The sequence below is a fragment of the Paraburkholderia sp. SOS3 genome (assembly GCF_001922345.1).
Lineage (GTDB): Bacteria > Pseudomonadota > Gammaproteobacteria > Burkholderiales > Burkholderiaceae > Paraburkholderia.
The window spans coordinates 1438283-1461934 of the sequence record NZ_CP018811.1 but is presented as its reverse complement, the minus strand read 5'-3'; the positions used below and the strand labels follow the sequence as shown (position 1 = coordinate 1461934).

The following is a 23652-nucleotide window of genomic DNA, read 5'->3' as shown; positions in this document are numbered from 1 at the left end:
TCCACGCGCCGCACGGTCTTTGTCAACATCGTCAAACACATGAAAGAAACTTTCGAGGGCCGCGCCGCGGGTGCGGCTGCGATCGGTCCGCTTGCAACACATGGCCGCTTTCCGTATCGCGCGATCACCGACGCGGACGCGTACGGCTGGCCCGGCGACAAGCGGCTCGCCGTTTATCTCGGCTTCAATATCGAGCACTTCGCATTCGGCAGCGGGCTGGGCGCAGCGCTCGGGCCGATATCGCCGGAACCGGACGTGCTCAACTACAGCTGGCGCGAATACGGCAATCGCGTCGGCGTGTGGCGGTGCCTCGAACTGTTCGACCAGCTCGACATGCCGGCCGGCGTGCTGATCAATACCTCGCTTTACGACCATTGCCCGGAGGTGATCGATGCGTGTGTCGCGCGCGGCGACGAATTGATCGGACACGGCCACACGAACTCGCAACGGCAGGGCACGCTGTCCGAGGCCGACGAACGCGCGCTGCTCGCGCACTGCCGCGACCGGATCGCCGCGCATGCGGGCACGCCGCCGGCCGGCTGGCTATCGCCGTGGATCTCGGAGTCGCTCGCCACACCCGACCTGCTTGCCGAAACCGGCTATCGCTATACGCTGAACTGGTGTCACGACGATCGCCCGGTGCGCATGGCCACGCGCGGCGGCCCGCTCTGGTCGATTCCGTATCCGCAGGAACTCAACGATCTGCCGATGATGATCGGCCGCCATCTGGACGGCTGCGCGTTCGCCGACATGATCATCGATCAGTTCGACGAAATGCGCGAGCAGGTGCACACGGGCCGGTGTCCGCAAGCGCTCGTGATGGGCATCGCGCTGCATCCGTATCTGGTCGGGCAGCCGTATCGTCTGCGGCACCTGCGGCGCGCGCTGAAGCACATTGCCGAGGCCCGTGCGCAAGGCGATGTCTGGATCACCACGCCCGGCGCCATTGCGCGCCATATGGATGCGATGGAAAGCGCCGGGCTCGTGCGCGCCGACGGTGCGCCTCGCTAGGGCGTCGCGCGGTTCAGCACGAAGTCGAATTCGAGCGTGTAGAACGGCGCCGTCATGCGCGTGCCGTCCGGCGCTACGCCCGCGTCGTGCCGCACCCACGGTGCGATCAGCGACGAGCGCACGCCGAACACCGCGTCCGAGTCGAGATACGGGTCGCCCTCGCGAAACACGTGGGTGACGAGCCGCTCATAACCGGGCGCCGTGATCATGAAATGCAGATGCGCAGGCCGCCACGGGTGACGGCCCAGCGCGTCGAGCATGCGGCCGACCGGCCCATCGTGCGGAATCGGATACGGCTCGCCGACAATCGAGCGGAAGTTAAAGCTGCCGTCCGCGCGGCTATGCAGCGCACCGCGACCGCGGTGCTCGCCGTCGTTCGGATACTGGACGTCGTAATGCCCATCGGCATCGGCCTGCCAGACTTCGATGCGCGCATGCGCGACCGGCTCGCCGTCGAGGCCGACGATTTTCCCCGACACGAAACACGGCACCCCCGTTGCGCCGTTCGCGACGTCCGCGCCGTTCTCATACTCGGGCGCGCCTTCGACGAAGAACGGGCCAAACACGGTTGCCTCCGTGCAGCCGGCAGGTTTGCGGTTCGCCATCGCGACCACGAGCATCGATAATCCGAGCGTATCGGAGAGCAGTATGAACTCCTGGCGCTTTTCATCGGTCATATGACCGACTTCCGTGAGAAAGCGGATGCCCGCCTCCCATTCGCTTTCCGTGAGGTTCACCTCGCGTGCGAACGCATGCAGGTGGCGCACAAGGCTGCCCGCAATTTCCTTGAGCCTCGCATTGCCCGCGAGTTCATGCCGTGCAAGTACGGCTTCGGTGATCGTGTTCTCGTCGACGTTGCGCATGATGGCCGCCCTGTACGAAAAATGCCTGAAGCGTGCATCAGGCCTGATTCACGCCTGGGTCACGCCTTGTTCACGTTTCAACCCATCATGACATAGACGCGCAATGGCTGACGCGACCGCAAACTCCGGCGTGCGAAGCAATGTAGCGCCAACGCGAAGCGCTCGCGTCGGCGCCTGCCGGTCAAGTCAGCTTAGAAGCGGCCTTGTTCGAACTGGGGCAGCACTGGCGTGCCCTCGAGCGCGACCGAATGCAGCAGCCCGGGCTCGAGGCCAAGCATGCGCAGAATCGACGGCGCGACTTCGGTGGTCAGTACCGGCTCGTCGATCGTACGGCCTGAGTTGCGCGCGCCATGTGCATCGTTCGCACCGGGCACATAGACGACGAGACCGAGGTGGCTGTCGTCGGGAGCATTGCCGCCATGCTCTTCGTCCTTCGACGTGCTCGACGTATAAATCACGCCCGGGTTCGGCTGGACGATGATGTCGGGCGTTCGGCCCAGCGCCGGGTCGCCGAAGCGCTCGGCCAGTTGCGGGCCCGACAAAATATAGGCTTGCGGGCCGTCCGCGCAGATGCCGGGCGCGTTGCAGCTCAGATTGTCCTTGAGCGTTTTCACGACCGCGGCGCGCTGGCTCTGATCGCGCAGCCAGATCAGGCCGACGTCGTCGGTCTGCACGAAGCCGGTATCGACGAGACCCGTGCCGTCGTTGAGGTTGCCGCTTTTCGTCGCGGCCTGGCCGAAGTTGCCGTTCGGGTCGAGGAAGTTATTCGCTTCGAGCAGCTTCGTCAACGTATCGCCGTTTTTCACGAGCTTCGTGTGATCGGTCGGCGACTGGCCATGCTTCGACGCCACGATGATCGCCGTCGACGAATACAGGTTGCGCTGCTTGAGTTCGGTCACGAGGCGGCCCAGCGAATCGTCGATGTAGGTGATCGCCGCGCTCACCTGCGGACCCGGCGTGAAATCGGCATCGAGATAACCGCCGCCCGCCGCGACCGGCGCCTTCTGCGCGACGCTCAACGTCTGAAAGTCGGCGCCGAACACGGTCGGCACGGCAGCGTTGGTCGCGCCGGTCGAGTCTTTGCCGTCGATCTCGTTGACCATTTCCTGCACGTGGAAATTGTCGAACGTCTCGGTGTGCGTGAAGACGTCCGTATAGTCGGTCTTCGTGGCCGGATCGATCGAGTTGATCTCGGTACGCGCCAGATCGTCGACACCGGTGCCCGAGGGGCCGTTGAGCCAGTCGTAACCGAACGCATGCTTGTCGGACCATGCGGTGCGCGCGCCGCGCAGGTTCTGTTTGACTACCTCGAAGAGCGTATTCGTCTTCACGTAGTTGTGCGGAAACACCGGCACGCAGGCGCCGTTGATTCGCGCATGCGGAATGGCCTGCGGGTTGAATGCGCCGCCGCCGTCGAGGTGAATCAGCGCGCCGCCGTTCTCGGCGTCGATGCCCGTGGTCTCGTCGAACACCACGTTCCAGCCCTGCTTGCCCGTGCACTGCGTATCCGACGGCGCGTAGAGGGTGCGGTCATACGACACGTCATAGAAAAGCCCAGCCGTTTTCGGCGACCCGCCGGTCACGAGCGCGGCGAGGCCCGGGAACGAATCCGACAGGCCAGGCGTGTGCGCATTCGTGTACGTGGTGCCGGCCTTCGCCAGCAGCGCGAGGTTCGGGCAGGCATTCGCCGCGATGCAGCGCGCGACGTCCTGTTCGTGCAGGCCGTCGAAGCTGATCAGCAGCACATGCTTGACCGCGCCATGATGGCCGTTGCCTTCGTGGTGTCCGTCGTGATCCTGTCCATTGCTCATCGACGCAGCACCGGCTGCATGCATCGCTGCAAGCGAGACCGCGATGGCGCCGACCATGTACCGCACACGCATCGATTTCCTGACCGTCTTCATATTTTCGTCCTTTCAGGTGGTGAAGTAACACTTGGTAATCGATGGCGAATTTGAAGCGCGAGCAAGTCGGTTCTGTGATTAATCGCTTTCATCTCGCTGAATTGCGTCGATGCCTTCGAATATCGAAGCATTTGCGCAACAGCATTTTTTGCTTAAGGTTCTGTTAACCAACGGGCGCGACGCATTCGCAGTGTCGTGTGTTTCGTCGCCTTGCCGTCGAGGAATTCGCATGTCGCCGAAGTGTTATCCGTGCATGTGACAGCGCGGAGAACATATGTGCGGTATCGCGGGATGGGTGGATTACGAGCGCAACCTGAATGGCGAGCGACCCGTCATTCAAACGATGACGGACGCAATGGCCTTACGCGGCCCCGACGCGCAAGGCATCTGGATCGGCACGCATGCGGGGCTCGGTCATCGCAGGCTGTCGGTTATCGATCTCGAAGGCGGCGCGCAACCGATGCGCGCGATCGAAGACGGCAAAACCATCGCCTGCCTCACGTATAGCGGCGAGGTCTACAACTTCGTCGAATTGCGCGAGACGCTGCAAAAGCGCGGACACACGTTTCGAACACAAAGCGACACCGAGGTCGTGTTGCGCGCGTATCTCGAATGGGGCGAAGCGTGTGCCGAGCGCTTCGTCGGCATGTTCGCGTTTGCGATCTGGGACGTGCGCGAAGCGCGCTTGCTGCTCGTGCGCGACCGGCTCGGCGTGAAGCCGCTGTTTTATCGGCCGTTTGGCCGCGGCGTGCTGTTCGGCTCCGAGCCGAAAGCGATTCTTGCGCATCCGCAGATGCGCCCGCGCGTCGGGCTCGACGGTTTGCGCCGCGCGCTCAGCGTTACCCGTCTGCCCGGCGACGCGATCTACGACGGCATGCATGAAGTGAAGCCCGGCCACATCGTGCGCGTATCGCGCGATGGATTGACCGAGCACTGCTACTGGAAACTCGAAGCGCGCGAGCACACCGATTCGCTCGAGCGCACGATCGACACCGTGCGTGCGCATCTGGAGCGCATCGTCGAACAGCAAACCGTCTGCGATGTGCCGTTGTGCAGCCTGCTGTCGGGTGGCCTCGATTCATCGGCCGTCACGGCGCTCGCAGACCGGCTCGTGCGGCGGCGCGACGGGCACGCGGTACGCACGTACTCGGTCGACTTCGCCGATCGCGGCGTGCCTTTCGGGGCGGACCACTCGCGCGATTCGCGCGATGCGCCGTTCGTGCGCGCGTTCGTCGAACAGTTGCGCACGCAACATACGGAGATCGAGCTCGACACCGCGCAGATCGCCAGCGCCGAAGTGAGACGCGCGGTCGTCGATGCATACGATGCGAACTGGAAGATCGGCAGCGATATGTGTCCGTCGCTGTATCTGCTGTTCAGCGCGGTGCGCCGCGATTCGACGGTCGCGTTATCGGGCGAAGCGGCCGACGAAGTGTTCGGCGGCTATCGCTGGCATCACCTGCCGCAATTTCTCGATGCAACGACGCTGCCGTGGACGTCCGGCCTCGCGGACCCGGCGCGCGTGCTGACGCGCGAGCTTCGCGACGCGTTGGACGTGCCCGAATACTGGGCCGATACGCATGATCGGGTCTGCCGCGCGACGCCGGCGCTACCCGGCGAAAGCGCGCTCGCGACACGCAGGCGCGAACTCGCGTTTCTCGGGCTGACCTGCTGGCTGCCGAACCTGCTCGACCGCAAGGATCGCCTCAGCATGGCGGTCGGCCTCGAAGTGCGCGTGCCGTACTGCGATCACGAACTCGTGCAGTACATGTTCAACGTGCCCTGGGAGATGAAGCATTTCGACGGCCGCGAAAAGAGCCTGTTGCGCGCCGCGAGCAAGGACGTGCTGCCCGATGCGATTCTGAACCGCAAAAAAAGCGCGTATCCGGCGACGCAGGATCCCGCGTACGAACATTTGCTGCAGCAGCGAATGGCCGCCCTGCTCGCCGATCCGTCGCCGCGCGTGCAGCAGCTATTCGACCGCGACGCAATGCGCAGTCTGATCGATAAACCGGTCGGGGAATCCAGCATCAACTGGGAGAGAGTGGACGTCGATCACACGCTTGCGCTTGCCGATTGGCTCGAGCGATACGACGTCGAAATCGTGTCAGCCTGAACGTATGGGTACCCGGAACGCTGACGCCGCTCACCGGCCCGGGCTACCGCGGGCCGGTGAGCGGATCGCGGCGGATCAGCCCTTCGCCTTCAGCTCGAGGCGGAACTTGTGCAGCAGCGGTTCCGTGTAACCGCTCGGCTGCTCGCGTCCCTCGAACACGAGCGCGCACGCGGCCTTGAACGCGAGCGACGCATCGTAGTTCGGCGCCATCGGCTGATAGTGCGAATCGCCGGCGTTCTGCTGGTCGACCATCTTCGCCATACGGCGGAACGTGTCTTCCACCTGCTCGCGCGTGACGACGCCGTGATGCAGCCAGTTCGCGATATGCTGGCTCGAGATACGCAGCGTTGCGCGGTCTTCCATCAGGCCCACGTTGTGGATGTCGGGCACCTTCGAGCAGCCGACGCCCTGGTCGATCCAGCGCACCACATAGCCGAGAATGCCCTGCGCGTTGTTTTCGATCTCCTGGCGGATCTCGTCGGCGCTCCACTGCGCCTTTTCGACCACGGGCACGGTCAGCAGGCCGCCGAGCAGTTCGTCGCGCACGCTCGCATAGTCGGTGCGTTCGAGCTGCTGCTGAACCGCTTGCACGTCGACCTGGTGATAATGCAGCGCGTGCAGCGTCGCCGCGGTCGGCGACGGCACCCAGGCCGTATTCGCGCCGGCCTTCGGATGCACGACCTTCTGTTCGAGCATCGCGGCCATCAAATCGGGCATCGCCCACATGCCCTTGCCGATCTGCGCGCGCCCGCGCAGGCCCGCCGCGAGACCGACGAGCACGTTGCTGCGCTCGTACGCGGCAATCCACGCCGTCGACTTCATATCGCCCTTGCGCAGCATCGGGCCCGCTTCCATCGACGTATGCATCTCGTCGCCGGTGCGGTCGAGGAACCCCGTGTTGATGAACGCGACCCGCGCCGACGCCTCCGCGATGCACGCCAGCAGGTTCACGCTCGTGCGGCGCTCCTCGTCCATGATGCCCATCTTCATCGTGTTGCGCGCAAGGCCGAGCACGTCTTCGACGCGGCCGAACAGCTCGTTCGCGAACGCGACTTCAGCGGGGCCGTGCATCTTCGGCTTCACGATATAGATCGAGCCCGTGCGCGAATTGAGCTTGTGCTTGCGATCGTGCAGCGCGCACAACGTGGTGATCATGCCGTCGAGAATGCCTTCCGGAATCTCGTTGCCATCGCGATCGAGCACGGACGGGTTCGTCATCAGGTGGCCGACGTTGCGGATGAACAGCAGCGAACGGCCATGCAGCGTGAGCTTCGAGCCGTCGGCGCGCTGATATTCGCGGTCGGCGTTCAGGCGCCGCGTGAACGTCTTGCCGCCCTTCGTCACCTCTTCGGTCAGCGTGCCGTTCATGAGGCCCAGCCAGTTGCGATAGAGCTCGACCTTGTCGTCGGCGTCGACGGCCGCCACCGAGTCTTCGCAATCGATGATGGTCGTCACCGCCGCTTCGACGAGCACATCCTTGACATGCGCGGCATCGGTCTTGCCGATCGAATCGGCCGCATCGATCTGGATCTCGAAATGCAGGCCATGGTGCTTGAGCAGCACGGCGGACGGCGCCGCCGCATCGCCCTGGAAGCCCGCGAACTGCGCCGGGTCGCGCAGCGCGCTGCTGCCGCTCTTCAACGTCACGACGAGCTTGCCGCCTTCGACCGCGTAACGCGTTGCGTCGGCGTGCGAACCGTTCGCAAGCGGCGCCGCCTGATCGAGGAACGCGCGCGCATAGGCGATCACGCGCGCACCGCGCACCGGATTGAAACCGGCCTTGCGCTGCGCGCCGTCGCTATCGGGAATCGCATCGGTGCCGTACAGCGCGTCATAGAGGCTGCCCCAGCGCGCATTCGCGGCGTTCAGCGCATAGCGCGCATTCGACAGCGGCACGACGAGCTGCGGGCCTGCCTGTTCGGCGATTTCGGTGTCGACATGGTCGGTCGTGGCCTGCACGCGCGTGGGCGACGGCACGATGTAACCGATGTCTTCGAGGAACGCGCGGTACGCCTTCGCGTCGCGCACCGGTCCCGGATGCGCGCGATGCCACGTGTCGAGCTCGCGCTGCAGCCGCTCGCGCTCGGCGAGCAGCGCGCGGTTCTTCGGCGCGAGGTCGTGCACGAGCTTGTCGAAGCCGGCCCAGAACGCGGCGCTTTCGACGCCGGTGCCCGGCAGCGCTTCCTGTTCGATGAACTGGTCGAGATTGGCGGCCACTTGCAGGCCGCCGCGCTGAATCATCTTTGGCTGAGTCATTATCGCTACTTCCTGTCTGCTGTTTCGTTGGGGCGAGTGGGATACCGCTTGATACCGCTTGATACCGCTTACTTCGGCTTGGTACCACCTGGTACCGCTAGCTACTGCTTGCCGACGGGCGCGCGGGCTGGGCGCGTGATCCGTCAGCCGGCGACGCTTTGCGCGCCGGCACGGGCGACCTGCGCGTCTTCGGGTGCCTTCACGCCGGACACGCCGACCGCGCCGACCACCTGGCCGTCGACCACGATCGGCACGCCGCCTTCGAGCGCGCCGGCGAGCGGCGCGGACAGAAACGCGGTGCGGCCGCCGTTGATCATGTCCTCGTACTGTTTCGATTCGCGGCGCCCGAGTGCCGCGGTACGGGCCTTTTCAGTCGCGATATAGGCACCGATCGGCGCGCAGCCGTCGAGGCGCAGGAGCCCGAGGAGATGGCCTCCGTCGTCGGCAACCGCAATCGTGACGGCCCATTTGTTCTTGTCTGCCTCGGCCCGGGCTGCGTCAAGAATGCGCGTCGTTTCGGCGATGGAAAGCGTGGGCTTGCTCAACATTCGATTTTCCTTTCGATTATAGATTTGCACTATTTACCACAGGCAACGGCTGTTCCCGATCAATCGCAGCCGCCCCGGCATCCGAAGTGTTGCGCGGAACGCGGGTTCGGGGCCGAGAGTACCACTTTGAAATGCGTTCTGTGTATCGGGCACACGATCGAAAGCCGCGCGACAGCGTGCGGCCTGCACCGGATAACGCCGCTCGTTGCGATTGTTGCGTGAATTTAAGGCAACGAATGCGGCCCATGCCGGTCTATCGTGAGCATTCGATGTGCACGCATCGGATCGACGCCGCGCGCGACGCAGCCCGCTTCGCGATCAGAGCGGCAACCCCTCAGCCATAGGTGACCACGCATGAGTACGACCCAACAGTATTCGCTTTTCATCAACGGCGACTGGATGCAATCGAAGGGCGCCGAGCGCCTGACGATTCGCAGTCCCGCGACCGGCGAGACGATCGCCACCGTCATCGATGCAACCGATGCCGACGTCGATCGCGCAGTCGAGGCCGCACAGGCCGCGTTTCCCGCATGGAGCCGCCGCACGGCGCTCGAGCGCGCCGATTGCCTGCTGCGCCTCAATGAACTGATGCAGCGCGACCGCGAGCGCCTCGCGCGTCTGCTCACGAAAGAAGTCGGCAAACCGATCCGCGAAGCGCGCGGTGAAATCGATTTTGCCATTCAGCTGAACCGTTTCGCCGCGGAAAACGCGCGCCGCATCGAAGGCGATATCGTACCCGGCAGCCGTCCCGGCGAAAGAATCCTGATCGAAAAGCTGCCGCACGGCGTAATCGGCGGCATTACCGCATGGAATTTCCCGGCCGCCCTGCTTGCGCGCAAGGTCGCGCCCGCTATTGCGGCCGGCAATACGATCGTGCTGAAGCCGCACGAATTGACGCCCGTGACCTCGCTTGAAATCGGCAAGCTGATTGCCGAAGCGGGCATTCCGCCCGGCGTCGTGAATATCGTGAGCGGCGGCATCCGCACCGGCGAACGGCTCGTCACGCACCCGGCCATCAAGCTGATCACGATGACGGGCAGCACGCGCGCCGGCAAGCAGATCATGGCCGCCGCCGCGCCTACGCTGAAAGAAGTCCGGCTGGAACTGGGCGGCAAGGCGCCGTTCATCGTGCTCGCCGATGCGGACCTCGAACTCGCGGCCACGGCCGCCGTCGAGGCGCGCTTCCTGAACGCGGGCCAGGTGTGCACCGCGAACGAACGCACCTACGTGCACGAAGCCGTCTACGACCGCTTCCTCGAACTCGTCACGAAAAAGATCAAGGCGATGAAAGTCGGCGACCCCGACGACGAAACGACCGACATGGGCCCGAAGGTCAGCAAGGTCGAAGTCGAAAAGGTCGACGCAATGGTCGCGAAAGCCGTGCAGCAAGGCGCGAAGGTCCATATCGGCGGCACACGGCTCACGGGCGGCCTGTACGACCATGGCTACTTCTATCAGCCGACGCTGCTGACGGGCGTCACGCATCAGATGGATATCGTGCGTTCCGAAGTGTTCGGTCCCGTCGTTTCCGTGCTCAAAATAAAGAACTTCGACGAAGCGCTCGAATTCGCGAACGATTCGAACTTCGGCCTCTCGGCGTATCTGTTTACGAAAGATATCGGCGTGCTGATGCGCACGGCGGCCGAACTGAATTTCGGCGAAATCTATGTGAACCGCACGAACGGCGAAGCACCGCAAGGCTTCCATCACGGCTACGGCGATAGCGGCCTTGGCGGCGAAGACGGCAAGTACGGTCTCGAAGCGTATGTGCGCACGAAGACGATCTATCTGAACGCATAACGTGTGACGTTCATCTCGCGCTTCACCGTGTTTGCTTCGCGCTGAAGCAGACCGCCGGGCATGTGCGGCTGTCTGCTTCAGATCATGAAACGGCTGCGCGATGCGGTCGAAAATTCGCGAAGCACATCCTATGATTAGTAACTCGCCCAGCGTCGCGTGTCTTGCGGCGGCGCTGCCTGACGTCATCCGCGACGCATTGCCGCGCGTGCCCGCGTCGCGATGCACCGCACACGGAGGCATACGCCATGGCCGACGACGCACCTCTCGCCCCCTCCCCGCTGCAGTCCGAAGAATTAAGCAACATGGACCGCTACTGGCGGGCCTGCAATTATCTGTCCGCCGGCATGATTTACCTGCGCGCGAATCCGCTGTTGCGCAAGCCGCTCGAAGCCGCTCATATCAAGCGGCGCCTGCTCGGCCACTGGGGGTCCGATCCGGGGCAAAGCTTTCTGCTCGTGCATCTGAATCGTGCGATCAGACAACGCGACCTGAACATGATCTATATTTCGGGCCCGGGGCATGGCGCACCGGCAACGCTTGCGAATAGTTACCTCGAAGGCCGCTATTCGGAAATCTATCCCGACCGCAGCGAAACCGAGGAAGGCATGGAGCAGTTCTTCCGGCTGTTTTCGTTTCCGGGCGGCATCGGATCGCATTGCACGCCCGAAACGCCGGGCTCGATTCACGAAGGCGGCGAACTCGGCTACAGCATTTCGCATGCGTACGGCGCAGCGTTCGACAACCCGGACCTCATCGTGACCGTCGCGGTCGGCGACGGCGAAGCGGAAACCGGGCCGCTCGCCACATCGTGGCATTCGAACAAGTTTTTGAACCCGGTGCGAGACGGCGCGGTGCTGCCTGTGCTGCATCTGAACGGCTACAAGATCGCCAACCCGACGATCCTCGCGCGCATTCCGCACGAAGAACTCGAAGCGCTGATGACGGGCTACGGTTACAAGCCCTATTTCGTCGAAGGCGACGATCCGACCGCAATGCATCAGAAGATGGCCGCAACGCTCGACCGCTGTCTCGACGAAATTCACACGATTCAACACGCCGCACGCACGCAAGGCATCCGCAACCGGCCGCGCTGGCCGATGATCGTGCTGCGCACGCCGAAGGGCTGGACCGGTCCGCGCGAACTCGGCGGCCACCAGGTGGAGGGATCGTGGCGCGCGCACCAGGTGCCGATCGCCGACCCGGCAACCAATCGCGAAAGCCTGCGCGCGGTCGAAGCGTGGCTCAAGAGCTATGAGCCCGAAACGCTCTTCGACGAAGCGGGACGCCTCGTCGAGGACTTGCGCGCGCTCGCCCCGGCCGGGGAACGCCGCATCAGCGCGAACCCGCACGCAAACGGCGGCGCGCTATGCAAGGCACTCGATCTGCCGCCGTTTCAGGAATACGCGGTACCGGTGAAAAAGCCCGCCAGCGACTATGTGCCGACCACCGACGTGCTCGGTAAATTCCTGCGCGACGTGATGCGCCGGAACATGACGAACTTCCGCGTGTTCGGCCCCGACGAAACCGCAAGCAACAAGCTCACCGCGATTTACGAAGTATCGAAGAAGACCTGGTTGGCCGAACTCAAGGACAGCGATGCGGACGGCGGCGACCTGGCCGTCGATGGCCGCGTGATGGAAATGCTGAGCGAACACACGCTTGAGGGCTGGCTCGAAGGCTACACGCTGACGGGCCGACATGGGCTCTTCGCGACCTACGAAGCATTCGTGCATGTGATCGACTCGATGTTCAACCAGCACGCGAAGTGGCTCGAAAAAGCCAAGCGCGAGTTGCGCTGGCGCCAACCGGTGCCGGCGCTGAACCTGCTGATCACGTCGCTTGTCTGGCGCCAGGACCATAACGGCTTCACGCACCAGGACCCGGGCTTTCTCGATGTCGTGACGAACAAGAGCCCCGATGTCGTGCGCATTTATCTGCCGCCCGATGCGAACTGCCTGCTCAGCGTAGCCGATCACTGCCTGCGCTCGCGCGATTACGTGAACGTGATCGTCGCGGACAAGCAGCCGCATTTGCAGTACCTCGATATGAACACGGCGATCGCACACTGCACGAAGGGCATCGGCATCTGGCCGTGGGCATCGACCGATCAGGGTTCCGAACCCGATGTCGTGATCGCGTGCGCGGGCGACATCGCGACAATGGAAGCGCTCGCGGCCGTCGAGATCCTGAAAGGCTGGTTTGCGGACCTGAAGATCCGCTTCGTGAACGTGGTCGACCTGTTCCGATTGATGCCCGATACCGACCATCCGCATGGCCTGTCGTCACGCGATTTCGATTCGCTGTTCACAACGGACAAGCCCGTGATCTTCAACTTCCATTCGTATGCGTCGCTCGTGCACAAGCTCACCTACAAGCGCACGAATCACGAGAATATTCACGTGCACGGCTATGCCGAGAAAGGCAACATCAATACGCCGCTCGAACTCGCGATGATCAACGGCATCGACCGCTTCACGCTCGCGATCGATGCGATCGACCGTGTGCCGCGCCTGCGCGGAATCGGCGATCACGCGAAGGAACGGTTGCGCGACCAGCAGATCGAGCATCTGAACTATGCACACACCGAAGGCATCGATCGCGAAGAGATTCGCGACTGGCGCTGGAAAGGGTGAGGCGAACGATCGCGTCGAATGCAAGGGTTCGGCGGCCGCAATAACCGCGCCTACCCGTGGCTCATCTGTACGGGCAACGAACCGACCCGCGACCGCGGCCACTGTGTTCGAAACCGTGTAACCGATAATCATCGCATCGCACACCACACCGCTCCCTGCGCGCCGCATATTTAACTTTCGCGTGAGTGCATATGCATGTATAAAGGACACTGAGTACTGCTTTGATGTGTGGTCATGCACAAATCCATCTCGGACTTTCATCGCTCGCTGATTCTCGGCACGATCATGCTGGCGACTTTCATGGTTTCGATCGAGGCGACGATCGTCGCCACGGCCATGCCGCGTGTGGCCGGTGAACTCGGTGGCTTCTCGTATTACAGCTGGGTGTTTTCATCGTTTCTGCTCGCGCAATCGGCGACCACGCCCATCTATGGCAAGCTGTCCGACATGTTCGGCCGCAAGCCGGTGCTGATGACCGGCATCGCGGTTTTTCTCGCCGGCTCGTTGCTATGCGGCTTTGCCTCTTCAATGTCATCGCTGATCGCTTTCCGCCTGCTGCAGGGTTTGGGCGCCGGCGCAATTTATCCTGTGGCAATGACGGTGATCGGCGACCTTTACGCGCTCGACGAACGGGGTCGCGCACAAGGAATGATTGCCGTTGTCTGGGCGGTTTCGGCTGTCATTGGGCCGCTCGCCGGCGGCATCATCATCGGCCGGCTTTCGTGGGCATGGATCTTCTGGATCAATTTGCCGTTCGGCGTGCTGGCAATCGTGGGTTTCCTGCTGTTTCTGCGCGAGCAGACTGAACGTCGCCGCGTCAGGATCGACTATGAGGGCGCCGTGCTGTTTTCGGCCGCCATCGTCTCGCTGCTCACGCTTCTCGCGGAAACGGAAGCCTCAGGCCCCGTGCGCGCCGGACTGGCCTGCATGTTCGCCGTGACCGGAGCGCTCTTCATCGTTCAGGAACGGCGAATCGCTTCGCCCATTATTTCGATCGAACTCTGGACGCGCCGCCTGATCGCGACGAGCAATATCGCTACGCTGCTTGCCGGCATGGCGTTGATCGGCTTGACAACGATTCTGCCGATCTATGTGCAAGGCGTGCTTGGTTTTTCGCCGATCGTTGCAGGTACGACGTTGACGGCGCTGGTGGTCGGCTGGCCGCTTGCCGTTATGCTCTCGAGCCGCCTGTTCAAAACCTTCGGCATCCGCCGCAGTGTGCGCACAGGTAGTCTTGTTTTCCCGCTCGGCGCCGTCATCCTGCTGTTTCTGACGCCGCACAGTCATCCTGCCGTCGCCGCTGCGGCGTCATTCCTGATGGGCTTCGGAATGGGGCTCGTCAGCATCACCGGCATCATGCTCGTGCAGGAAAGCGTGGAGTGGTCGATGCGCGGGAGCGCGACCGCATCGATCATCTTTTCGCGCAGTCTCGGCAATACGCTCGGCGCCGCCGCGCTCGGCGCCATTCTCAATGCGGGCATCGCGCATTACGGCACCGGCAGGCTGGCCATCAAGCTTCGTCAGCTTCTCAACGCGCCCACCGGACTCGCTCAACTGACAGGTCAGCAGGACGTTCGCCTGGTTTTATTCCATGCGCTGTACTGGAGCTTCTGGGGCGTCTTCGTGGTCGCGTTGCTCGCGGTGCTGAGCTCATGGCTCATTCCGGTCGCCAACGAGTCGAAAAACGCGCGCACGAAGGAAGAGACGGATGTCGCGTCACGCGAGCAGGTCGATGCCCTTCCTCGGCAGCGAGGCGAAATACCATCGCCCTCGCTTCGTCGGTAAAAACCGCTTCGAGTTCGTCGGCAATGCAGTCATGCCAAAGCGGCACGACATGACGCAACGGCAACGACGATGTATTGCCAATGGTGTCAAGAATGGTGGCGGCAGAGGATCTCATCGGCGCAGGCTCCATCGAATGCCGGGCTCCGGGACGCATATCGACACCCGGATTGCTTCGCAGTCTGGACGTGGCGAGGGCCACGCCCTATAGTCACAAATGACATCAATAGCAATATTTGCGACACTTCAAATAAAGCATGAAACTGGTCCTTTTCGTACTCGATGGAGTATTCGACACCGGCCTGACCGTGCTGCTCGACACGTTTGCCACCGCGAACGAACTGGCGGCCGCGCAAGGCATCGATGTCGCGCCGTTCGAGATAAAGCTGGTCGGCACGCGCCGGCGCGTACGCACTGCCCTGGGTCTTTCGGTTGCGGTCGAGCCGTTGAGCGCCGTTCATCGTCCGGACTGGGTGGTCGTGCCTGCCTTGAACGCAAAAACCCCTGAACGTCTGACTCAAACGCTGGTGCGCAAAGACATACGTAACGCGCTCGCGCATTTACAGAATTGGCACGCCGCAGGGATTCCTATCGCAGCAGCCTGCACCGGCACGTTCGTACTCGCGGAAGCGGGCATTCTGAACGACCGGGAAGCCACCACGACGTGGTCGCTCGCCCCCTTCTTCAGACAGCGCCATCCGGCGGTCAGGCTCGACGATTCGCGCATGGTGGTCGAATCGCGCGGTGTCGTGACCGCAGGCGCCGCGATGGGGCACCTCGATCTCGCGCTTTGGCTGGTTCGTCGCGTGACGCCGGAACTGGCCGGCATCGTCGCACGCTTCCTGCTGATCGACAAACGCTCGTCCCAGGCGCCCTACATCATTCCCGACTACCTCGCGCACGCCGATCCGCTTATTTCGAAGTTCGAACGATGGGCGCGAGACAATCTGTCCAACGGCTTTTCGCTCGCGGGTGCAGCGAGCGCGCTAGCGGTTCATTCGCGTACCTTGCAACGCCGTACCGAAGCGGTATTGGGCAAGACGCCTTTGGAGTTCTTCCAGGATCTGCGGATCGAGCGCGCGCGCCATCTCGTTTCGGCAGGTTGCAACCTCGAGACCATCGCAAGCGAAGTGGGCTACGCCGACTCGGCAACCTTACGGACGTTGCTGCGTCGCAAGCTCGGGCATGGCGTAAAAGAGCTGCGTGCAGGAATGCTGTAGGGATACCGTCGGGCAGATCGATAAGCCCTTAGCGAAATCCGCGGCGCCCAAATCTTTTTTCTTAATATTCGTAATTCTTCATTCACCGGATTGACACCGATAGTTCGTAGCTTGTGTCGCGCTATATCGGCAGTGTATTCACTGCATTCATTTCATTAACCTTCGTTTAACTCAATAAACGACAATGAAAGCGACATTCAGGTTACTCCCTATCGCAGTTGTGGTTTGCACGCTGGCCGGCTGCGGGGGCGACGACCCCACTTCGCCGCCACCGAGCACCGGCAGTACTTCGCCCGGTCCCGTCAGCAACTTCACCCCAGGTAATCTGCTGGTCTCGCGCTCGACGTACGATCCGGCGAATGTCGTGAGCGGCACATTGCCTTTCAACGCAACGCCCGAAACCGCCAATTCCGCGCCCATCGCCGCCGTCACACCCGGCACCTTCCCGAATGTATTCACCAACGTCGCTAACGATGCGAACTTCGGCGTCACGTCCGAGGTGCTGCTCGATCAGTGGACGCCGGGTGCAACCCGCCCCGCGCAAACGACCGACATCACATCGATGGCCGCAAAGAACCAGACCCGTTTCGCGACGAGCTTTTCGTCGAAGTCCGAACTGGCATTGAATGTTTCTCTCGATCACAAATCCCTGACGCTGGTCGCTTACAACAGTCCGATCGACCAGCTCGATATTTCCAATAGCAATACGCCCGGTGTCATCGATCCAACCAACAACGATATTTCAACGCCGACTTTCCGCACGGTCGCCCAGTTGAATTTCGCCGATAACAGCATGTCGTTTACCAATACCAATGCTTTCAGCGGAGATAACGGCCGCGCGGCCGTTCTCGCCAACGGCATGCTCTACCTGGTCGGCAACGCGGGCGATTCGGGCAAAAACCCCAAGCCGACCACCGCACAGCTCGATATGCTGACAACGGATACCGGCGTGCAAAGCATTGCGCCGGGCAGCACATGTCCGTTTACACAGGTCATCGGCGCGTTTCAATCGAGCAACGGCGGCAGCTATAGCGTCGCGCCCGCAGGAACGGCCTGTTCGCTGGCGACCATGGGCACCATTACCGGCGGCAATTCCACGGGCGACCAGTTCGGCTTTTCGGTGACCCGTATCGGCCAGCCCGCGGACAAGACCGGCAAGGACGACAATTTCCGTGGCCTCTTCGTCGGTCCGGACGGGACGATGTACATCACGAAGGGAAGCGGCAGTAACGGCGTCAATACCGTTTATCAAGTGGGCGCGACCGGTGCGCTGGCCAATGGCGGCCAGTTGCCGCAGAACGCCGCGATCACGATCGTTCCCGGCTTTCCGACTGCATTGGCGGCCAGTACACCGCCCGCCACGATCACCGGCGTGGTGTTCCCTTTCAGCGTCTGGATTCCGGCGTCGAACCCGTCGATCATGTTCGTCTCCGATGAGGGCGACGGCACGGCCGGCGATCAGACATCGGGCAGCGGCGGTCTGTGGGTGTACCAGAATCAGAACGGCACCTGGACGCCGCTGGCGCATTTGACGGCGGGTCTCAACCTCGGGGTCGCCTACGCGGTGACGGATAGTCTGGGCCTGTTCGGAACCGCCGGAGCAAGCTACACCACCACACCGGACGGACTTCGCAGCATCACGGGCGAAACCAACCCGGACGGCTCGTTCACGATCTTCGGAACGACGTCGACGGCCGGTGATAGCCTCGGCGCCAACTTCGATTCGGGCGCGGACTCGAACCAGCTGGTCAAGATCACCGTCAACGTGAGCGGCGCGACGGCCACCTCCGCATCCGGATTCAGCGTGATGCAGACAGCGCCGTTCGGTCAGGTTCTGCGCGGTGTGACAATCGTGCCTGGCGCCTGAAACGGCGCTGTTTGCGGGCTGATGTCGATTTTTCCCGCGCGGAGTAACACCGCGGACAACGGGTGCGGCTCAAGCGTCGCTTGAGACCGCGCTACGCATCTCGACCGACGCGTTAGCGCTCCTTTGCCACGGCGCCGTCGCGAGCAAGGAAGCCAACACCATCAGCCCGCCGCCGACCCATCCCCAAACCGACAGTTGCTCGCCGAGCCACGCGTAGGCGAATAACGCGCCGAACGCCGGTTCGCTGCCCATCAATAGCGCCACGCGCGTCGGGCTGCTGCGCTTGACGGCGAAATTTTGCGCGAAGAATGCGAACAGCGTGCATGCAAGCACGAGGTACACGACGCTCGTCCAGAACGTGCCATGCCCGGCTAGCGACGGCAGCGCACGCCACTGCTGCGACGCGGGTACGAACCCGGACGTGAACGCCGCGATCAGACTGCCGAGCGCAACGGTGCCGGCCTGAACCGCCGTTACCGACAGCGGAGCGAGCGTCGATTCGCGCATCACACGCCTCGTCACGCAGACCGTCAGGGCGCGAAGCAGCGCCGCCAGAAGAATCAGCGCATCGCCCGCGGTCGGAATGAACACGCCGCCACTGACGAGGACAGCGCCCGCCAACGACAATACGACGGCCACCCACTCGACGCTCGACGGCTTTCTGCGCAGCAGCGCCCATTCGACGAGCGGTGTGAGCACGACGCACAGACTGATCAGGAATGCTGCGTTCGACGCGCGTGTCAGCGAGATACCGAAGGTCTCGGCAAGCAGGACGCTTAGCAGCAGCCCACCCGTGCCGATCGCACCGGCTAGCGCCGACGCGTTGACGTGCCGCAGCGAACGCAATGCCGGCAACAGCGCGACAAACGTCAGACCGAAGCGCAGCGCGAGCAGCCCTAACACGGGATAGAACGCGAGCGCGACTTTCGCGACTCCATAGCTCGTGCCCCAAACCATTGCGACCGCCAGCAGCATCAGGTCGGATATCCAGAGCAGGCGTTTTTGCGTCGACATGGCAAACCTTCGATGTCAATTCGAATGGGCCAAATTGTCGACTATTGCATCCGAAACTATAATCATGGCGCGCAGAATAACTTTTATGCCGCGGACGCACAAATGGCCCGATCGAGCGAGCACGACCATGAACCCCACTGAGCTTTTTGCGCTGCTGCCGGACATGGCGACGTTTGCGCGCGTCGTCGATGCGGGCAACTTCTCGGTGGCCGCGCGCGAACTGGGCACCACGCCCTCCACGGTCAGCCGGCAGATCAAACGCCTCGAAGAAGCGCTTGGCACGCGCTTGCTCGAGCGCTCGACGCGCAGCGTGCGCGTCACGGATTCGGGCGCGCAGATCTACCGGCATTGCCGCGACATGGTCGGCGCGGCGTCGGGTGCGGTCGATATCGCCGGACAAGCGGTCGGCGAACCGCGCGGCAAGGTCAGCGTCAGCGCGCCGATTGCCTTTGCGCGCGTCGTGATCCATCCGTTGATCCCGGAATTTCTGCGCAGCTGGCCCGATGTCGATGTCCAGCTGGTGTTCGCCGACCGCGAGATCGATCCGTTGCGCGACGACGTCGATATCGTGATCCGGCTGACGCGCTCGCCTCCCCTGGGCCTTGCCGCCCGGCGACTGGGCTCGGTGAAATGGCTGCTCTGCGCGTCGCCGGCTTATCTCGACGCGCACGGCACGCCGGCCGAGCCGCGCGATCTCGCGCGTCACGAATGCCTGTATCTTGGCGAAACGGTCGACGACAATCGATGGCATTTCCGGCGCGGCACGGAAACCCAGTCGCTCGACGTGCGGGGCCGCTATATCGCCAATCATGCGGGCGCCCGTCTCGATGCCGCGCTGCAGGATCTGGGCATTGCGAGCTTGCCCGACTTCGCCGCGGCGAATGCGCTACGGCACGGCGACCTCGTCCAGGTTCTCGCCGACTGGGAGTTCGAGGCGCGCCCGTACATGGGGCCGGTCTGGCTGCTCTATCCGCCCAACCGCTTTCTGCCCGCGAAGGTGCGGGCGCTGATCGATCACCTGGCCGCGCACCTGCACGACGCCGGCGGCGAATGACCGGCCCCCCGCCTGCGCCATTCACCTCCGAACCGTGCCTCGCGCTATACGGCTCGATTGCATATAGTCCACACACGCCTGTGCTCCTGCCTCGGCCTCTTCCACAGGCCGTCGCGCGGCGCGCGATTTTTTCAACGCCGCCTGTCCATCCGCATGCGGCCCGCGCGTCACTGAGATGGCGGCCGGTTTGCGGCAAGCGCAAGCACCGCCTCAACCCCAAAACGGAGGCTCATATGCAATACCTGTTGCTGATCTATTCGGAAGAAAACCGCTGGAACCAGATGACCGACAGCGAGCGGCAGCAAGGCGTCGCGGCCTATCAGGCGTACACCGAAGCGTTGCAGAAAGCGCAGGCGCTGGTCGGCGCCAACCGGCTGCAGCACACGAACACGGCCACCACGGTGCGGCTCGTCGATGCCAGGCCGCAGGTGCTTGACGGACCGTTTTCCGATACCAAGGAGCAGCTCGCCGGCTACTACCTGATCGACGTGCCCAACCTCGACGCGGCGATCGCGTGGGCGTCGCGCTGTCCTGGCGCGGCGCACGGCACGATGGAAGTCCGCCCGGTGTGGACTGCGCCGAAGGATGCGCGCTCCGCATGAGTCCAGCCGGCCGCGACCGCGATGCGAGTGGCGCCGCGCATGCGATTGCCGAAGCCGTCGCGCGCCGCAGTTACGGCAAGCTCGTCGCGCTGGTGGCGATGCGCACGCGCGACGTGGCCGCAGCCGAAGATGCGCTGGCCGATGCCTTTGCCGCCGCGCTCGCCGACTGGCCCGAGCGCGGCTGCCCCGCGAATCCCGAAGCGTGGCTGATGACGGTGGCGCGCCGCCGCGCGATCGACGGCGCACGGCATCGCCGCGTCGGCGACGACGTGGCGAACCAGCTCGCGGTTCTCGCCGACGAGATCGACGAGCACGAAGCAGGCGCCTTGCCCGACCGCCGGCTTGCCCTGCTGTTCGCGTGCACGCATCCGGCGCTCGAGGCCGCGATTCGCACGCCGCTGATGCTGCAGGTGGTGCTGGGCCTCGACGCGAAGACGATCGCCTCCGCGTTCCTGACCTCGCCTGCCGCGATGAGCAAGCGCCTCGTGCGCGCAAAAAACAAGATTCGCGAAGCGGGCATCCCGTTCAGCGTGCCCGAGCGCGAGGAGTTGCCCGGCCGGCTCGCGGCCGTGCTCGAAGCTGTCTACGCAGCGTACACCGAAGGTTGGACCGACCCTACCGGCGTCGACACCGAGCGGCGCGATCTTGCCGGCGAGGCGTTGTTTCTGGCGGACATGCTCGCGGAGTTGCTACCCGAGGAGCCGGAAGCGTTAGGCCTCTTCGCGCTGATGTTGTACGCACAGGCGCGGCGTAACGCGCGGCGCGACGCGGCCGGCGACTACGTGCCGCTATCGGCCCAGAATCCGGCAACATGGAACGCAGCGATGATCGACGCGGCCGACGCGCTGCTATTCCGCGCGAGCACCTTCCACGCCATCGGACGCTTTCAGCTCGAGGCCGCGCTGCAGTCCGCGCATATCCATCGCTGCCGGACGCATTGCGCGAACTGGGATGAGATCGTGCAGCTCTACGATGCGTTGCTCGCCATGACGGCCTCGCCAGTGGTCGCCGTGAACCGCGCGCTCGCCGTGGCGGAACGGGACAGCCCGCAGGCGGCGCTCGACGCGCTCGCGCCGTACGCGGACGATCCGCGCCTCGCCGACTATCAGCCTTACTGGGCCGCGCGCGCCGATCTGCTCGCGCGCGCCGGCGCTAAGGCCGAGGCATTGACCGCATACGATCTCGCGGTCGGCCTCGCGAGCGATCCGGCGGTGCGGCGGTTCTTGCAACGCAAGCGGTCGGGGCTGTGAGTGTGATGGGGTGGATTTGCGTTGCTCAAACGAGAGCGTAAAGAAAGAGATAGAGCATCACAGTCGTTATCGACAACGTGACGAGTGTCAAGACGAACTTTCGCCCGCTCCGCTGTCGGCCCTGCTGAAAACCGACATAGGCCCATAGGAGAGTCGGACCAAACAGGCTCAATAAAATCAGCGCGTAACCCCAAAGCGTCACACGACAATGCTCGATATCCCAGCACCCCCGTGGATGAATGACAGGCCAAGCCAGCACGCCGGCAATCCAGGCACCCAGCAACGCAGACTGCCATGATGCAAACAAGCCTGCAGCTAAAAAAACTGCCGACCATATGACGCGTCTCATTTAATCCCCCGGAAACAACGAGAATATGACGGACGACAGGCTCATCGGGGATGTATGCAGGGCTCCGATACGTACGCCTCCTTGAGCTAGACATGAAGAACGCGGGTTCCGCTAGTGCCAGATAGAAACGATTGACGACCAAAAGAACGACCGAGCGTCGCGAAAAGGCCGGGGGCACTGCATATTACGCGGTGGTCGATGGCAATCCGCCCACGAGTGCGGCTCTCGCCTAACAATTATGTTTTCGCCATTTTCCCTCTCGATCATCGATGTGAGATCGTGACGCCGTATTCGCTGCAATATCTCGCTCTCTGCCTCGATTCCGACATGTCCCGATTCTCTCCGTCGAGAAACTCAAAGCACCCGGCCATTGTTTCCATCAGCCTCGCATCGGTGCGCCGTTGCGTACAGGAGTCACAATGCTCATCGAAATGACTGGGCTCGCGCAATGAGTAAACTCTGAAAGTTAGCAAGCAAACCCAGCACGCATAGTTGAGACGCGCTACGGTTGAATCGACGCCGGCGCACAAGAGAAATTGATGACGGAGGCAACCAAACTCGCGGAGGACATCGCGTGTAACTCCGATTAAACTCATTGCGTCTGCTTTAACAAAAACGACCCGATAAGCAATGCAAACGCAGCCATTCGCGTATCCGAAAGAATTCTTCGACGTGCAGCTCCGCTTTGCCGCGAGGATGGTCGAGTTGACCCGCATGCCGATTCGACAGGCGCTGCTCGACTATACGAATCTCTATGTGCGCTTTACCGGCGATCGCTGCTTCGCCGAACACCACCCAATCTGGCAGTCATACCTCGACGGAATACACCGCCGTGCCGATCTCAGCGATTGGACCTATCGCTTTTATATGCGACAACACGACGTGAGCGCACCGCCGTCCGTGATCGCCACATTCGGCTGCTTCTCCTATGCAAGCGAGACCGAACAAAAAGTGCGCCTGCATTTTCACCACGTCCACCGGGATGGCAGTTCGCCGCTCGCCGATTCGTGCCGGTCGAGCAGGTTGGCCGAGCTTCGCGAGCTCGTCTCACATATGAAATGCGCGGCGGGCGCCAACATATGGATAGCGGGCGTATCCTGGCTGTATAACCTGCGGGCGTATCGCAGGCTCTTTCCCCCTGCTTATCCGGCAACCGCAACAGTCGCGGCAAACAGATTCCGCAACATGCCGTTATGGGGGCAATTTATCGATCACCGCGGTGGTATCAAGCAATTCTCGGTGGATGCTTTCGAGAAGCGGCTCAAGACGCAACAAAGCATCGTCCACATCGAACGATGCTTTCCGTTGCAGCCGCTGTCGGTCGAAGCGTCGCTCGACGTCTTCGATCACTTCTATCGCGTTGCGCAGACGTGACGAATACCA

The 23652-nt window shown here is 62.9% G+C and carries 17 protein-coding genes; 11 read left to right on the top strand and 6 right to left on the bottom strand.

Annotation, left to right across the window (positions count from 1 at the left end):
• Positions 1-39: 39 nt before the first annotated feature.
• Positions 40-1011 carry a polysaccharide deacetylase family protein gene (locus tag BTO02_RS06695; RefSeq protein WP_075158651.1) on the top strand — a complete coding sequence of 324 codons (972 nt, stop codon included), beginning with the start codon at positions 40-42 and terminating at the stop codon, positions 1009-1011.
• On the opposite strand, the gene BTO02_RS06690 is transcribed toward BTO02_RS06695, so the two are convergent.
• Both BTO02_RS06690 and BTO02_RS06685 read right to left on the bottom strand, forming a co-directional pair.
• Complete coding sequence (locus BTO02_RS06690; RefSeq protein WP_075156381.1) at positions 1008-1874, bottom strand: intradiol ring-cleavage dioxygenase; 867 nt, start codon at positions 1872-1874, stop codon at positions 1008-1010. The two genes, BTO02_RS06695 and BTO02_RS06690, sit on opposite strands and share 4 nt — an antisense overlap.
• A 191-nt stretch (positions 1875-2065) precedes the next feature.
• A complete protein-coding gene (locus BTO02_RS06685; protein ID WP_075156380.1) occupies positions 2066-3778 on the bottom strand; it encodes an alkaline phosphatase family protein in 1713 nt (570 codons plus the stop codon).
• Positions 3779-4052: 274 nt separating this feature from the next.
• On the opposite strand from BTO02_RS06685, the gene asnB reads away from it, so the two are divergent.
• Positions 4053-5894, top strand: a complete 1842-nt coding sequence (gene asnB / locus BTO02_RS06680; RefSeq protein ID WP_075156379.1) for an asparagine synthase (glutamine-hydrolyzing) — start codon at positions 4053-4055, stop codon at positions 5892-5894.
• 75 nt (positions 5895-5969) lie between these two features.
• Here asnB and BTO02_RS06675 read toward each other — a convergent pair whose 3' ends face one another.
• Both BTO02_RS06675 and BTO02_RS06670 read right to left on the bottom strand, forming a co-directional pair.
• Positions 5970-8150, bottom strand: coding sequence for a malate synthase G (locus BTO02_RS06675; RefSeq protein ID WP_075156378.1), 2181 nt, complete (start codon positions 8148-8150; stop codon positions 5970-5972).
• A 143-nt stretch (positions 8151-8293) separates the two neighbouring features.
• Positions 8294-8698 (bottom strand): heme-binding protein, encoded by a 405-nt coding sequence (locus BTO02_RS06670; protein WP_075156377.1) that lies wholly within the window; start codon positions 8696-8698, stop codon positions 8294-8296.
• Between the two features lie 354 nt (positions 8699-9052).
• Between BTO02_RS06670 and aldA the strand changes: the two genes are divergently transcribed.
• The 4 genes from aldA (at position 9053) to BTO02_RS06650 (ending at position 16133) form a co-directional block, all read left to right on the top strand.
• Positions 9053-10498, top strand: a complete 1446-nt coding sequence (gene aldA, locus BTO02_RS06665) for an aldehyde dehydrogenase (protein ID WP_075156376.1) — start codon at positions 9053-9055, stop codon at positions 10496-10498.
• 245 nt (positions 10499-10743) lie between these two features.
• Entirely contained in the window at positions 10744-13131 is a 2388-nt protein-coding gene (locus BTO02_RS06660; protein ID WP_075156375.1) for a phosphoketolase family protein, read from the top strand.
• A 234-nt stretch (positions 13132-13365) separates the two neighbouring features.
• Positions 13366-14916: an MDR family MFS transporter gene (locus BTO02_RS06655; RefSeq protein ID WP_075156374.1), complete on the top strand. Its 1551-nt coding sequence runs from the start codon at positions 13366-13368 to the stop codon at positions 14914-14916.
• 254 nt (positions 14917-15170) lie between these two features.
• Positions 15171-16133, top strand: coding sequence for a GlxA family transcriptional regulator (locus tag BTO02_RS06650; protein WP_075156373.1), 963 nt, complete (start codon positions 15171-15173; stop codon positions 16131-16133).
• A 171-nt stretch (positions 16134-16304) separates the two neighbouring features.
• Here BTO02_RS06650 and BTO02_RS34165 read toward each other — a convergent pair whose 3' ends face one another.
• On the bottom strand, positions 16305-16625 hold the full coding sequence (locus tag BTO02_RS34165) for a hypothetical protein (protein ID WP_156883768.1): 321 nt from the start codon (positions 16623-16625) through the stop codon (positions 16305-16307).
• A gap of 7 nt (positions 16626-16632) precedes the next feature.
• Between BTO02_RS34165 and BTO02_RS06645 the strand changes: the two genes are divergently transcribed.
• Positions 16633-18000 carry a hypothetical protein gene (locus tag BTO02_RS06645; protein ID WP_156883767.1) on the top strand — a complete coding sequence of 456 codons (1368 nt, stop codon included), beginning with the start codon at positions 16633-16635 and terminating at the stop codon, positions 17998-18000.
• A 69-nt stretch (positions 18001-18069) separates the two neighbouring features.
• Here the strand turns inward: BTO02_RS06645 and BTO02_RS06640 are convergent, their stop codons facing one another.
• A complete protein-coding gene (locus BTO02_RS06640) occupies positions 18070-19014 on the bottom strand; it encodes a DMT family transporter (RefSeq protein ID WP_075156371.1) in 945 nt (314 codons plus the stop codon).
• A gap of 127 nt (positions 19015-19141) precedes the next feature.
• Between BTO02_RS06640 and BTO02_RS06635 the strand changes: the two genes are divergently transcribed.
• The 4 genes from BTO02_RS06635 (at position 19142) to BTO02_RS06615 (ending at position 23643) form a co-directional block, all read left to right on the top strand.
• Positions 19142-20068, top strand: coding sequence for a LysR family transcriptional regulator (locus BTO02_RS06635; RefSeq protein WP_075158650.1), 927 nt, complete (start codon positions 19142-19144; stop codon positions 20066-20068).
• 233 nt (positions 20069-20301) lie between these two features.
• Positions 20302-20670: a YciI family protein gene (locus BTO02_RS06630; protein ID WP_075156370.1), complete on the top strand. Its 369-nt coding sequence runs from the start codon at positions 20302-20304 to the stop codon at positions 20668-20670.
• A complete protein-coding gene (locus BTO02_RS06625) occupies positions 20667-21920 on the top strand; it encodes an RNA polymerase sigma factor (RefSeq protein ID WP_075156369.1) in 1254 nt (417 codons plus the stop codon). Before BTO02_RS06630 ends, BTO02_RS06625 begins: the two co-directional genes overlap by 4 nt.
• A gap of 1021 nt (positions 21921-22941) precedes the next feature.
• Positions 22942-23643 (top strand): hypothetical protein, encoded by a 702-nt coding sequence (locus tag BTO02_RS06615; RefSeq protein WP_232243473.1) that lies wholly within the window; start codon positions 22942-22944, stop codon positions 23641-23643.
• The last annotated feature ends 9 nt before the right edge of the window (positions 23644-23652 follow it).